At 35.8% G+C, this 13,610-nt stretch carries 12 protein-coding genes; 9 read left to right on the top strand and 3 right to left on the bottom strand.

Annotated features, from left to right (window positions below; genetic code table 11):
• Nucleotides 1-86 precede the first annotated feature (86 nt).
• From typA to F0362_RS19410, 3 genes are all read left to right on the top strand, one after another.
• Entirely contained in the window at nucleotides 87-1,931 is a 1,845-nt protein-coding gene (gene typA / locus F0362_RS19420) for a translational GTPase TypA (RefSeq protein ID WP_000914753.1), read from the top strand.
• Nucleotides 1,932-2,088: 157 nt separating this feature from the next.
• Nucleotides 2,089-2,391: a YlaH-like family protein gene (locus tag F0362_RS19415; RefSeq protein ID WP_000893661.1), complete on the top strand. Its 303-nt coding sequence runs from the start codon at nucleotides 2,089-2,091 to the stop codon at nucleotides 2,389-2,391.
• Between the two features lie 15 nt (nucleotides 2,392-2,406).
• Nucleotides 2,407-2,682, top strand: a complete 276-nt coding sequence (locus F0362_RS19410; protein ID WP_001258146.1) for a hypothetical protein — start codon at nucleotides 2,407-2,409, stop codon at nucleotides 2,680-2,682.
• Between the two features lie 35 nt (nucleotides 2,683-2,717).
• Here F0362_RS19410 and F0362_RS19405 read toward each other — a convergent pair whose 3' ends face one another.
• A complete protein-coding gene (locus F0362_RS19405) occupies nucleotides 2,718-2,918 on the bottom strand; it encodes a YlaI family protein (protein WP_002093346.1) in 201 nt (66 codons plus the stop codon).
• A 145-nt stretch (nucleotides 2,919-3,063) separates the two neighbouring features.
• Here F0362_RS19405 and F0362_RS19400 point away from each other — a divergent pair, with 145 nt between their 5' ends.
• Nucleotides 3,064-3,519 carry a pyridoxamine 5'-phosphate oxidase family protein gene (locus F0362_RS19400; protein WP_000024575.1) on the top strand — a complete coding sequence of 152 codons (456 nt, stop codon included), beginning with the start codon at nucleotides 3,064-3,066 and terminating at the stop codon, nucleotides 3,517-3,519.
• Between the two features lie 246 nt (nucleotides 3,520-3,765).
• On the top strand, nucleotides 3,766-5,094 hold the full coding sequence (locus F0362_RS19395; RefSeq protein WP_000358079.1) for a PhoH family protein: 1,329 nt from the start codon (nucleotides 3,766-3,768) through the stop codon (nucleotides 5,092-5,094).
• 42 nt (nucleotides 5,095-5,136) lie between these two features.
• Here F0362_RS19395 and F0362_RS19390 read toward each other — a convergent pair whose 3' ends face one another.
• A complete protein-coding gene (locus F0362_RS19390) occupies nucleotides 5,137-5,634 on the bottom strand; it encodes a hypothetical protein (protein ID WP_001289791.1) in 498 nt (165 codons plus the stop codon).
• A gap of 150 nt (nucleotides 5,635-5,784) precedes the next feature.
• On the opposite strand from F0362_RS19390, the gene F0362_RS19385 reads away from it, so the two are divergent.
• The 3 genes from F0362_RS19385 to pyc all read left to right on the top strand — a co-directional run bounded on the left by F0362_RS19385 (nucleotide 5,785) and on the right by pyc (nucleotide 11,155).
• The gene (locus tag F0362_RS19385) at nucleotides 5,785-6,072 is read left to right on the top strand and encodes an Fpa/YlaN family protein (protein ID WP_000135695.1); all 288 of its coding nucleotides are present in this window, start codon (nucleotides 5,785-5,787) and stop codon (nucleotides 6,070-6,072) included.
• Between the two features lie 125 nt (nucleotides 6,073-6,197).
• Complete coding sequence (locus F0362_RS19380; protein WP_000822961.1) at nucleotides 6,198-7,376, top strand: FtsW/RodA/SpoVE family cell cycle protein; 1,179 nt, start codon at nucleotides 6,198-6,200, stop codon at nucleotides 7,374-7,376.
• 332 nt (nucleotides 7,377-7,708) lie between these two features.
• Nucleotides 7,709-11,155: a pyruvate carboxylase gene (gene pyc, locus F0362_RS19370; RefSeq protein WP_000164045.1), complete on the top strand. Its 3,447-nt coding sequence runs from the start codon at nucleotides 7,709-7,711 to the stop codon at nucleotides 11,153-11,155.
• 84 nt (nucleotides 11,156-11,239) lie between these two features.
• Here pyc and ctaA read toward each other — a convergent pair whose 3' ends face one another.
• The gene (ctaA, locus tag F0362_RS19365) at nucleotides 11,240-12,175 is read right to left on the bottom strand and encodes a heme A synthase (RefSeq protein WP_001188753.1); all 936 of its coding nucleotides are present in this window, start codon (nucleotides 12,173-12,175) and stop codon (nucleotides 11,240-11,242) included.
• A 498-nt stretch (nucleotides 12,176-12,673) separates the two neighbouring features.
• Between ctaA and ctaB the strand changes: the two genes are divergently transcribed.
• A complete protein-coding gene (gene ctaB / locus F0362_RS19360) occupies nucleotides 12,674-13,597 on the top strand; it encodes a protoheme IX farnesyltransferase (protein ID WP_001015063.1) in 924 nt (307 codons plus the stop codon).
• Nucleotides 13,598-13,610: the final 13 nt, after the last annotated feature.

Raw genomic sequence — 13,610 nt, 5'->3', positions numbered from 1 at the left:
TTTCATTCTTGATTTTATTTTGATTGCCATTGTATCCCCTTCGCTCTTATAATAGAGAAGGATTAAAAAGACATTAGGAGTTGGACATGTTGAAAAAACGACAAGATTTACGAAATATAGCAATTATTGCCCACGTTGACCATGGTAAAACAACACTTGTTGACCAGTTATTACGTCAAGCGGGGACGTTCCGTGCGAATGAACATATTGAAGAACGCGCAATGGACTCAAATGATCTAGAAAGAGAACGCGGTATTACAATTTTAGCGAAAAATACTGCGATTCACTATGAAGATAAAAGAATTAACATTTTAGATACACCTGGTCATGCGGACTTCGGTGGAGAAGTAGAACGTATCATGAAAATGGTTGATGGTGTTCTACTTGTTGTTGATGCATATGAAGGTTGTATGCCACAAACACGATTTGTTTTAAAGAAAGCTCTTGAGCAAAACTTAACACCAATCGTAGTTGTAAACAAAATTGACCGTGACTTTGCTCGCCCTGACGAAGTGGTTGATGAAGTTGTTGACTTATTCATCGAGCTTGGTGCAAACGAAGATCAATTAGAGTTCCCAGTTGTATTTGCATCAGCAATGAACGGAACAGCAAGCTTAGATTCAAATCCAGCAAATCAAGAAGAGAATATGAAATCATTGTTTGACACAATTATTGAACATATTCCAGCACCAGTTGATAACAGTGAAGAGCCACTTCAATTCCAAGTAGCACTTCTTGATTACAATGACTATGTTGGTCGTATCGGAGTTGGACGCGTATTCCGCGGTACTATGAAAGTAGGACAACAAGTTGCATTAATGAAGGTTGATGGAAGTGTAAAACAATTCCGTGTAACGAAATTATTTGGTTACATTGGATTAAAACGTCAAGAAATTGAAGAAGCAAAAGCTGGAGATTTAGTAGCTGTTTCAGGTATGGAAGACATTAACGTTGGTGAAACAGTATGCCCAGTTGAGCATGAAGAGGCTTTACCATTATTACGTATTGATGAGCCAACACTACAAATGACATTCCTTGTAAATAACAGCCCATTTGCAGGTCGTGAAGGTAAATACATTACATCTCGTAAAATTGAAGAGCGTCTTCGTTCACAATTAGAAACAGATGTAAGTTTACGTGTAGATAATACAGATTCTCCTGATGCGTGGATCGTATCTGGACGTGGTGAGTTACATTTATCTATCCTAATTGAAAACATGCGTCGTGAAGGTTATGAACTACAAGTATCTAAGCCTGAAGTAATTATTAAAGATGTTGATGGCGTAAGATGTGAGCCTGTAGAGCGCGTACAAATCGATGTGCCTGAAGAATACACTGGTTCTATTATGGAATCAATGGGTGCACGTAAAGGTGAAATGTTAGATATGGTGAATAACGGAAACGGTCAAGTTCGCCTTACTTTCATGGTTCCAGCACGTGGTTTAATTGGTTACACAACAGAATTCTTAACATTAACTCGTGGTTACGGTATTTTAAACCATACATTCGATTGCTACCAACCAGTACACGCTGGACAAGTAGGTGGACGTCGTCAAGGTGTTCTAGTTTCACTTGAAACAGGAAAAGCATCACAATACGGTATTATGCAAGTTGAAGATCGCGGTGTAATCTTCGTTGAACCAGGTACAGAAGTATATGCTGGTATGATTGTTGGAGAACATACACGTGAAAATGATTTAACAGTTAACGTTGTAAAAATGAAACAACAAACTAACATTCGTTCTGCAACGAAAGACCAAACTTCAACAATGAAAAAACCACGCTTAATGACTTTAGAAGAGTCATTAGAGTACTTAAACGATGACGAGTTCTGTGAAGTGACTCCGGAATCAATTCGTCTACGTAAAAAGATTCTTGATAAGAGCGAGCGCGAAAGAGCTGCTAAGAAAAAGAAATCTGTAGAAGCGTAAAAACAAAAAACAACTACCTTTCCAAAAGGTAGTTGTTTTTTTGTTTTTATTTATTTTTAGAATATTTATTCTTTTTTGTGGACAGTATTTTTTTTGCGAGTTACTCTTGTATTAAGTGTATAAAGAAAACTTGTTTTTATAGCTAGGGGGGAAGAGTGTGTTAGAAAGGATGTCTTTTTTTGCTAAATTATGTAAGGTGGATGAAAATCCAGAGTTAGGAATGTGGTTACTTTATGGAACGATTATTATATTAAGTGCTCTCGTTTATAATTTAGGATTTGCTAGAAAATTATCTGTACTAAAAAATATCGTGATATATATTTCTTTAGCAATTGGATGTACAGTGTTAACCTTTTTTGCTGTATTTTTACCTGTTGGGGAGGGGCTTGTTGTAGCAGCAATTGTACTAGGAATTTATAGATTGCGCTTACGTCAAGCAAAACAAGAAAAAGTAGGATGAGGGGGAATTAATGACATGCGTTCAGTACAAGATGCACTATATAATTGGTTAACGATTAAAACAGTTGCGGAAGCACGCCCCGATGATAGTGCTGCGAAAGAAACGTATTTGTTATTTCAAAATATGATATATGAAGAACATAAATTAAGGGATGTGGAAGTTAAAAAGAATGAGGAAATGTATTTGATTACATATGAAATTGATGGGGAAAGAAAATCTGTGAGATTTCCATTAGAAGCTATTGATTGTTTTTTGGATCAGATGAATCGTGAACCTGAAAAATATAAATAAGTCCTTATCGATATGATTAAGGACTTATTTATATTTTACCAATCGTCTTCAACTTTTTTATCACGGTATAATCGGAAATTACCACTTGCATGACGTTCCATCGTACGCTCTGCAATTCGTTCCGAACATTCCATGCACATATATGTATGAATAGGGCGATTACGCAGTTTTTTTGCCGTAGGATTTTCGTCATCTAACATATCTTTTTTATCACAGATCATACATTTGACTCTCATTTCGTCACCTCAATACGAATTCTATCGGTATAAGTATATCATGGAAGTATGATGTTTTTGAATAATAGGAGGAAAAAATAATATTTTCGCAATTCGAAAAATAAGTTATGATAAGGATATATTAAGTATATTTGGAGGTGGAAATATGGCGAATGTAGTAGAGCCTACATTAACAGATGATTTAGTACAAACGTTCCGTAAAGAATGTATTGTTATGGTAGCAACAACAGATTTCGAAAAACAAGTTCCTAACGTAAGTGCTATTTCTTGGGTGTATGCAGTGAGTGAAACTAGTATTCGATTTGCGGTAGATCAACGTTCACGTATTGTGGAAAATATAAGGCGCAATCCGGGAGTGGTATTGACTATAATGGCGAATGGATCCGTATTTTCCATAAGTGGTGCAGGTGAAATTTTGACAGATAGAATGGAAGGCATTCCTCTAAAATTAGCTGTAATAGAAGTAAGTGTGCAAGAAGTACGTGATGTTATGTTTTATGGAGCAAAACTTGCAATTGAACCAAAATATGAAAAAACATACGATCTTCGGGCAGCAAAAAAACTGGATAACCAAGTGTTGGTAGGGATAAAAGAATTATAAGTGAGATGAATAAGAAAATTGTTCATTAACTTTTGGAATCAGTTATTGTGGTTTAACGTTAATAATTAAAATTAAAAGTAATATATTGAATAGAAATGAATAAAAAATAAAGAAAAGGTTTAATTGCTATAATTTTCGATTCTACCTCGTTTATACGGTACATATAATTATAACAATGGTTCGTCCATATTTTATGGATGAAACCCTTGTTCTACAAATTTAAAAGTGGAGTCAGGGGGTAACAGGTTGGATAAAATTTATGTGTTAGATACGAATGTACTTTTGCAGGATCCTTTATCTATTTTTTCATTTGAAACCAATGAAGTAGTGATTCCGGCAGTTGTATTAGAAGAGGTTGATTCGAAGAAACGTTATATGGACGAAGTAGGACGAAATGCTCGTTATGTATCTAAGTTAATAGATAAATTTCGTGAAATAGGAAAGCTGCATGAAAGTATTCCGCTAGAAAACGGCGGTACATTTCGTATTGAATTAAATCATCGTTCATTTGTTCAACTACAAGATATTTTTGTAGAAAAAACAAATGATAATCGAATTTTAGCAGTAGCAAAAAATCTATCTTTAGAAGAACAAGAAAAAGAGGACGGGAAGTCTGTTATTTTAGTAAGTAAAGACGTGCTCGTAAGGGTAAAAGCTGATGCAATTGGATTGAAGGCTGAAGATTATTTGAGTGATCGCGTAATTGAAGTAGATAATATATATTCAGGTTTTTTAGAAGGGTATATATCAAAAGAACAATTGGATTATTTTTATGAAAAAGGTGAATTACCTTTATCTGAAATTGCAAATCATCCTTTTTATCCAAATCAGTTTGTGGTAATGAAGGATGCACTTGGGGGTTCTAGTTCTGCACTTGGCATTGTAGATCACTTAGGTAAGAAGGTGAAGAAACTTATTTTTCACAATGAGCAAGTGTGGGGGATACGACCACGAAACGTGCAGCAAATAATGGGATTAGAATTGTTGCTTCGCGAAGATATTCCGCTTGTAACGTTAACGGGGAAAGCTGGTACAGGAAAAACGTTACTTGCGTTAGCTTCGGGATTAATGCAAACGGAAGATTTAGGGTTATATAAAAAATTACTTGTTGCAAGACCAATTGTTCCAGTCGGAAAAGATATCGGTTATTTACCAGGAGAAAAAGAAGAAAAGTTAAGACCATGGATGCAGCCGATTTTTGATAATCTAGAGTATTTATTTAATACGAAAAAGCCAGGGGAATTAGATGCTATTTTAGCTGGAATGGGTTCGATTGAAGTAGAGGCTCTTACTTATATACGTGGCAGAAGTATTCCAGACCAATTCATTATTATTGATGAGGCACAAAATTTAACGAAGCATGAAGTGAAGACGATATTAACGAGAGTAGGAGAGAAAAGTAAGATTGTATTAATGGGAGATCCTCAGCAAATCGATCATCCATATTTAGATGAATATAATAACGGTTTAACATACGTTGTCGAGAAATTTAAAGAGCAACGTATTAGTGGTCATGTAAAGTTTGTTAAAGGGGAGCGCTCGAATTTAGCTCAACTAGCAGCGGATTTATTATAAAAAGGAGTGAGCTTCAGCTCACTCCTTTTTTTAGTATACTCGTTAAATAATTGTGAATTTACGGATGTTACGGATTGGATTTTGTCTATTAGATCCATCATTGAAATATAGATGTACAGGTCCGTCCTCTTTTAATGGTTTTCCTTCTTTTGAAAAACCAAGAATGGCCTTGTTGACCGTTTCTAATGGTAGTGTAATGGTAGTATCTACTGTTTCAATTTCAACTTGCATAGCGTCCTCTAAAATTTCGGCGTTAGCAAGAAATGGATGAAATGGTATACCAAATGTCCCAGTAATCAGCTGTTCTTTTTTATATTTCTTTACACTTTGTTGTATTGGCGGGAAGGCAGCACCATCACGGATTTCACGATCCCAATGTTCTGAAGTGTTCTTTAAGTAAGCTTCTAGTTCAGACGTGTTTTCTCTAGTTTCATCAAAGTAAGTTGTCAAATCTACTTTTCGATCGTCAAAAATCCAAACAGTTGGATCAATAGTGATTGGAAAACGTACTTTTCCATTAATAAATAAAATTTCGCTCATTGTTGTTCCCCCATTTGTGTTATACTCCCACTTTTCAGTATAATAGTATTAGACACTGTTGTCACAAAAAATGTTTCTATTGCAATTTATTAAAACTATCGCTAATATTAATAGATATGAGAGAGTAGGACGGAAACGGAGGGAATCAATTTGGCGTCTGAGACAGTTTCAAATCATCAGGAAAAGGCACTAGCCCTTCTACAAGCGGATGCAGAGAAGATTTTAAGACTTATTAAGGTGCAAATGGACCATCTTACAATGCCGCAATGTCCATTATATGAAGAAGTTTTAGACACACAAATGTTTGGACTATCCCGCGAGGTCGATTTTGCGGTTCGCCTTGGTCTTATTGCAGAAGAGCAAGGGAAAGCAATGTTAGGAGAGCTCGAACGTGAGTTATCTGCACTTCATGAAGCATTTACAAACAAACAACAATAACGGGTTCAAATAAGGGGGCTCAAACTAAAACAGTTTGAGCTTTTTATTTGTATAATAAAGCAGGAAGAACGTATATACATATGGAATACAACAATAATTAATTTGAAACAGAGAGAGGAAATGAAATGAAAAGAATATGGAAATCAATGGATTATTCATTATTACTTCCTCTTGTTATTTTATGTGTGCTGGGAGTCATAATGGTATATAGTTCTAGTTCCATTGTTGCGATTTCGCGGTTTGATAAACCAGCAAATTTCTTTTTTAAAAGACAATTACTTACTTTAGCTGCTGGGACAATGGTATTAATAATTATGGCTATTATCCCATATAAAGTGTGGAGAAAACGAATTTTCTTATTGGGAAGTTACGGTGCTAGTGTTGCCTTATTAGCGGCAGCAGCCTTTTTCACTAAGAAAGTAAATGGTGCAAATGGATGGATATTTGGAATACAGCCTGCGGAATTTGTAAAGATAACAGTTATTCTCGTATTGGCTCATTTTTTTGCGAAAAGGCAAGAAACAAATACGTCTGTTTTCAAAGGATCGGGACCGGTACTTTTAGGTATTGGTTTAATCATGTTTTTAATTTTAAAGCAAAATGACTTAGGTACCGATATGTTAATTGCGGGAACGGTAGGAATCATGTTTCTTTGTTCAGGAGTTAGTGTTAATTTATGGATAAAAAGATTCTTATTAACGTCTGTAGTATGGGTCCCAATGTTGTATTTTATTGGGAATTATAAATTAAGTTCATACCAAAAAGCGCGATTTTCAGTTTTTCTGGATCCGTTTAACGATCCTCAAAATGATGGATTCCAATTGGTAAATTCATTTATTGGAATTGCTTCAGGTGGGTTAAATGGTAGAGGGTTAGGGAATAGTGTGCAAAAGTATGGATACTTACCAGAGCCCCAAACGGATTTTATTATGGCGATTATATCTGAAGAACTAGGCTTTATAGGTGTAGCTATCATTTTAATCTGTTTATTGTTAATTATCATTCGCTCATTTAGAGTGGCGCAAAAGTGTACAGATCCATTTGGAAGTTTAATAGCCATCGGAATTGCAAGTTTGTTTGGAGTTCAAACGTTTATCAATGTCGGTGGTATGTCTGGATTAATACCGCTTACTGGGGTACCGTTACCTTTTGTTAGTTACGGCGGAAGTTCCTTGTTAGCTAATCTACTTGCGATGGGGATATTATTGAATATTGCTAGTCATGTGAAAAGACAAGAAAAACAACAAAATGAGTTAGTTAAAGAAAGAGAACAGGGTGGACCGCATCTTGTAGTTGTAAAATAAAAACACATTGCGCTGTAGAGCACAATGTGTTTTTTTATTTAAAGTAATTTCAAATGTGATATATTAATTGTTTTTATATCCAAAAGATATATCACATTAAAACAAATGTGATATACAATTAGGTTGTTCGAAAAGGAAGAGGTATGCTATACTATTTTTGTGAAACAAATTGCACAGAAAACTTATCATTTGTTAAAAAATAAGGTATGATGGATAAAAATAAAGTGAAACTTTCTAAGTATAATATAATGTGGAAAGTGAAGAACTTCACGCTTTTTATGGTGTGTATATATTTTATCTCTAGAGTGGTAGGAAAGTAGAGGGGGAAAATCATGACAAAGCTGCAACGTATTCAAAAAGTATTGGTAGCTAACCGTGGAGAGATTGCAATTCGTGTGTTTCGAGCTTGTTCGGAACTTGGATTAAAAACAGTTGCAATCTATTCTAAAGAGGATAGCGGTTCTTATCATCGCTATAAAGCCGATGAGTCCTATTTAGTTGGGGAAGGGAAAAAGCCAATTGATGCTTATCTAGATATTGAGGGCATTATTGAGATTGCGAAAAGCAATCATGTAGATGCAATCCACCCTGGATATGGTTTCTTGTCAGAAAATATCCAATTCGCAAAACGTTGTGAAGAAGAAGGAATTATCTTTATTGGTCCGAAAAGTGAGCATTTAGATATGTTTGGAGATAAAGTGAAAGCAAGAACACAAGCGCAGCTAGCACAAATTCCGGTTATTCCTGGTAGTGATGGCCCAATAGATTCAATAGAAGAAGTCGAAGAGTTTGCTGAAAAGTATGATTACCCGATTATTATTAAAGCGTCCCTTGGTGGTGGCGGTCGAGGTATGCGTATAGTACGAGCTAGTGAAGAATTAAGAGAATCGTATAATCGCGCGAAATCAGAAGCAAAAGCAGCCTTTGGTAATGATGAAGTATACGTTGAAAAATTCGTTGAAAAACCTAAACATATAGAAGTACAAATTTTAGCAGATGAAGAAGGCAATGTTGTTCACTTATTCGAGCGTGACTGTTCTGTGCAACGTCGCCATCAAAAAGTTGTCGAAATCGCACCAAGCGTTTCGCTTTCAGATGATTTGCGTCAACGTATTTGTGAAGCTGCTGTGAAGTTAACGAAAAATGTAAACTATTTAAACGCAGGAACGGTAGAATTTCTTGTAAAAGGTGATGAGTTTTACTTCATAGAAGTAAACCCACGTGTTCAAGTTGAACATACGATTACAGAGATGATTACAGGAGTGGATATCGTTCAATCGCAAATTTTAATAGCTGATGGACATGCATTACATAGTAAAATGGTAGGTGTTCCGAAGCAAGAAGAAGTGGTTGTGCACGGATTTGCAATCCAATCTCGTGTAACGACTGAGGACCCACTAAATAATTTTATGCCGGATACAGGAAAAATTATGGCGTACCGATCAGGCGGTGGCTTTGGTGTTCGTCTTGATACAGGTAATAGTTTCCAAGGTGCAGTTATTACACCGTACTACGATTCTTTACTTGTAAAAGTTACGACTTGGGCTCTTACTTTTGAACAAGCTGCTGCAAAAATGGAACGTAACTTAAAAGAATTCCGTATTCGTGGTATTAAAACAAATATTCCATTCCTAGAGAATGTAGTAAAACATAAAAACTTCTTATCAGGAGAATATGATACGTCGTTTATTGACGCGTCACCTGAACTGTTCTTATTCCCGAAACGTAAAGACCGCGGAACGAAAATGTTAAATTACATTGGTTCAGTAACAGTAAATGGTTTCCCGGGAGTAGGGAAAAAAGAGAAACCAATTTTCCCGGATGCTCGTATACCAAATGTAGTACACTCAGAGCCGATACAAAATGGAACAAAACAAATTTTGGATGAGCGTGGAGCGGATGGATTAGTAAAGTGGGTTCAAGATCAAAAACGTGTACTTTTAACTGATACAACATTCCGTGATGCGCATCAGTCACTACTTGCAACTCGTATTCGTACAAAAGATTTACATCAAATTGCAGAGCCGACAGCGAGAATGTTACCGAACTTATTCTCAGCGGAAATGTGGGGCGGTGCAACGTTCGATGTTGCGTATCGTTTCTTAAAAGAAGATCCATGGGAACGATTACTAGATCTTCGTGAAAAAATGCCGAATGTTTTATTCCAAATGTTACTTCGCTCTTCAAACGCAGTTGGTTACAAAAACTATCCAGATAATTTAATTCAAAAATTTGTGGAATGTTCTGCTCAAGCTGGCATTGATGTATTCCGAATTTTTGATAGTTTAAACTGGGTAGAAGGTATGAGAGTTGCGATTGATGCTGTACGAGATACTGGCAAAATTGCAGAAGCGACAATGTGTTATACAGGAGATATTCATGATCCGTTACGTAGTAAATATGATTTGAATTATTATAAAAACTTGGCGAAAGAATTAGAAGCATCAGGTGCTCATATATTAGGTATTAAAGATATGGCAGGTTTATTAAAACCTAATGCTGCATACGATTTAGTTTCTGCATTAAAAGAGACAATATCGATTCCGATTCACTTGCACACACATGATACGAGCGGAAACGGTATATTAACGTATACGAAGGCAATTGAAGCGGGTGTTGATATTGTCGATGTAGCGGTGAGTTCAATGGCAGGTCAAACGTCACAACCAAGTGCGAACACACTATACTACGCATTAGGCGGAAATGAAAGACAACCAGATGTTAATATAGATTCATTAGAAAAACTATCTCATTACTGGGAAGATGTACGCAAATACTATGCACCGTTTGAAAGTGGTATGAATGCACCTCACACAGAGGTATATATGCACGAAATGCCGGGTGGGCAGTATAGTAATCTTCAGCAACAAGCAAAGGCGGTTGGTTTAGGAGATCGCTTCGATGAAGTGAAAGTAATGTACCGTCGTGTGAATGACATGTTTGGAGACATTGTAAAAGTAACGCCATCTTCAAAAGTTGTTGGTGATATGGCATTATTTATGGTTCAAAACCATTTGACAGAACAAGATATTTTAGAGCGTGGACATGCTTTGGATTTCCCAGGATCTGTTGTTGAAATGTTCTCTGGTGATTTAGGTCAACCGTACGGTGGTTTTCCGAAAGAATTACAAAAGATTATTTTAAAAGGGAAAGAGCCGTTAACAGTAAGACCGGGTGAATTGTTAGAGCCAGTAGATTTTGATGCTTTAAAAGAAGAGTTATTCCATAAACTTGGACGCGAAGTAACGATTTTTGATGTAGTTGCGTACGCGTTATATCCGAAAGTATTTATGGACTACGAAAAAGTTGCTGAGATGTATGGTAATGTATCTGTGCTTGATACACCGACATTCTTCTATGGTATGAGACTTGGTGAAGAAATTGATGTGGAAATTGAGCAAGGTAAAACATTGATGGTTAAACTAGTATCAATTGGAGAACCTCAGCCGGATGGAAATCGTATTCTTTACTTAGAATTTAACGGACAACCACGTGAGATTGTTGTGAAAGACGAAAGTGTGAAAGCAACAGTTGCACAACGTGTGAAAGGAAACCGTGAAAATCCAAACCATATTAGCGCAACGATGCCAGGAACGGTTATTAAAGTAGTTGTAAAAGAAGGCGATGAAGTGAAAAAAGGCGATTCTATGGCAATTACAGAAGCGATGAAAATGGAAACGACAGTTCAAGCGCCGTTCAATGGTAAAGTGAAGAAAGTATATGTTAACGATGGTGATGCAATTCAAACGGGTGATTTACTTATTGAATTAGATCACTAAAATAAGGAAAGAGCTGTGTAAATACAGCTCTTTTTTTATTGCAAAAAATCCCTTGCCGATTCGGCAAGGGATTTCAGTTTTAAATTATTTTGTTTGTTTAGAAGTTGATTCGGATTCTTTTGCGTTCACTTTACTTCTTGTTCCTAACATAACTAAATAGCATAATACAGCAAACAAGCAAGAAATGAATAGGGAATGTAATAATGCCATTGCTAAACTAGCATTTGTATATACAACTAAAATCCCAACAATAGCTTGAAGTGTTACAAGAATAAAGGAAATAATCCATCCCCAGTATACTACGCTTTGTTGCTTATATTGACGAATAGCAATAATCATTGCGTATAGTATCCAAAGGAATATTAATATCGCTGCAGCTCTATGCCCCATTTGAACCCACTCATGTAATTGAGTCGGCCATGGTCTATTTTTACTACATAAAGGAAAGTCCGGACAGGCTAAGCTAGCTCGTTCGTGACGTACTAAAGCCCCTGTGTAGACGACGATATAACTGTAAATTGTTACACCATAAATGTGAAATTTCATTTTTTTATCCATAATAAGTGAACGTGCATCAAATTTCTGATCAATTTCAAAAATAAGACACGTTAACAAAATAACAGAAGCGAATGAAATTAAGGAAATACCAAAATGGATAGCAAGTACAGCTGGCATTTGACCCCAAACAACGGCTGCCGCTCCCATTAATGCTTGTGCAACTAAAAATACGAAGGATAAAATTGCTAACGTTTTTGTTTCGCGCACATGTTTATAATACTTCCAGGATAAAATACAAAGGAGAGTGACAAGTATTCCTGCTGATCCTGATGTAAGGCGGTGACTTAGTTCAATAATAGTTTCCATCGATAAATTAGATGGAACTAACTCACCATTACAAAGCGGCCATGATTTACCGCAGCCTTGGCCAGAACCTGTTTTTGTAACTAAAGCGCCTCCTAATAATACTACTAATAAATCAAGACTTGTAATGACTGCTAACCATTTAATAAAGCGTTGCAATCTCTTTCACCATCTTTCTGCTATGAAGTTATTGCGAAATATTTTCATTCCATTATGTATAGAATAAAACGCGCTAGTTCCTATGATATATAAAAAATAATAAAATAGCAAAGAAATGGAGGGGGAAGACAAAGGGGAGAAAAAGGGTGTGAAAATAGAATTTATAAGGGAATTTTTAGGAGGAAAATAGGCTGTTTTGAAAAGAAATGGGGAGAATACGTGTTAAATATGACAAAATAGTTTATTATAGAAAGTAACATCATGTTATGATAAGGATAAGTAAGAAGTAAGCTTTTTTATATTCGACACAAAAAGTTCATGTTTTCTTCACAAAATGTTCGGGAAATATGATTTAATATATTGGAGTATGGGCGTAGATTAGTAGTAGAATGGGTTAACAATATTTCTACTGTAATAATATTGCTATATAGAAGCGAATTATTTCATTCGAAATAGGCGCAAAAAGAAAGATGAAAGTTTTAAGAGGGGGTTAAAGTGATGAACCATGCAACAAGTGAGCTGCATGATGAGTCAGCTGTAACAAGTGTACCCGAAACAACTCGGTTACAAGATTTATCAGCGCTCGTTAAAATGGGGATTGTAAACTCAAATACACTTACTGTATTTACAGGATTTTGGTTGGCGTTACACTTTAATGGATTAAGTGTGATGGACAATCTGGATAAGCTATTTTTTACAATCGTTGGTTCCGGATTAATTATGGCAGGGGTATGTTGTTTAAATAACTACATTGATCGAGACATCGATCCGTTAATGGAAAGAACAAAAACCCGTCCAACGGTTACAGGAAAGTATAAACCAGGTTTTGCACTTACATTTGGACTAGTTATATTACTACTTGGATTTGTATTCTTATTATTAACAACACCGATGGCAGTATTAATGGGATTTATTGGTGCCTTCACATATGTTGTCTTATATACTTTATGGACAAAGAGAAAGTATACGCTAAATACTGTTGTAGGTAGTATTTCTGGAGCAGTTCCACCTTTAATTGGATGGGCAGCAATTGATCCATCTTTAGGCCATCCAATTGCTTGGATGTTATTTTTAATTATGTTTATTTGGCAAATCCCACATTTCCTTGCGTTAGCGATGAAACGTGTTGATGAATATCGAAATGCAGGAATTCCAATGCTTCCTGTAGTTCATGGATTTGAAATTACGAAACGCCAAATTATGATTTGGACAGTATGTTTATTACCACTACCATTTTATATGAGTGGACTTGGGATAACATTTATGGTACTTGCAACATTGCTTAACATCGGATGGATCGTTTTAGGATTTTATGGCTTCCGTAAGAAGGATGACATCAAATGGTCCGTACAAATGTTTGTTTATTCCCTAAATTATTTAACAATCTTATTTGTATCAATGATTGTAGTTACATTCTTCTAAGACAACGACATAA

Source organism: Bacillus sp. BS98, assembly GCF_008432245.1.
Taxonomy (GTDB): Bacteria; Bacillota; Bacilli; order Bacillales; family Bacillaceae_G; genus Bacillus_A; species Bacillus_A toyonensis.
The sequence above is the reverse complement of the archived record's forward strand: the minus strand, read 5'-3'. Positions and strand labels throughout refer to the sequence as shown.

What these genes read in the sequence shown, in the direction of transcription:
- F0362_RS19380 (WP_000822961.1), top strand. Translation starts at nt 6,198, where the DNA reads ATGAAAAGAATATGGAAATCAATGGATTATTCATTATTACTTCCTCTT.
- pyc (WP_000164045.1), top strand. Translation starts at nt 7,709, where the DNA reads ATGACAAAGCTGCAACGTATTCAAAAAGTATTGGTAGCTAACCGTGGA.
- F0362_RS19410 (WP_001258146.1), top strand. Translation starts at nt 2,407, where the DNA reads ATGCGTTCAGTACAAGATGCACTATATAATTGGTTAACGATTAAAACA.
- typA (WP_000914753.1), top strand. Translation starts at nt 87, where the DNA reads ATGTTGAAAAAACGACAAGATTTACGAAATATAGCAATTATTGCCCAC.
- F0362_RS19405 (WP_002093346.1), bottom strand. Translation starts at nt 2,918, where the DNA reads ATGAGAGTCAAATGTATGATCTGTGATAAAAAAGATATGTTAGATGAC.
- F0362_RS19400 (WP_000024575.1), top strand. Translation starts at nt 3,064, where the DNA reads ATGGCGAATGTAGTAGAGCCTACATTAACAGATGATTTAGTACAAACG.
- ctaB (WP_001015063.1), top strand. Translation starts at nt 12,674, where the DNA reads ATGAACCATGCAACAAGTGAGCTGCATGATGAGTCAGCTGTAACAAGT.
- F0362_RS19390 (WP_001289791.1), bottom strand. Translation starts at nt 5,634, where the DNA reads ATGAGCGAAATTTTATTTATTAATGGAAAAGTACGTTTTCCAATCACT.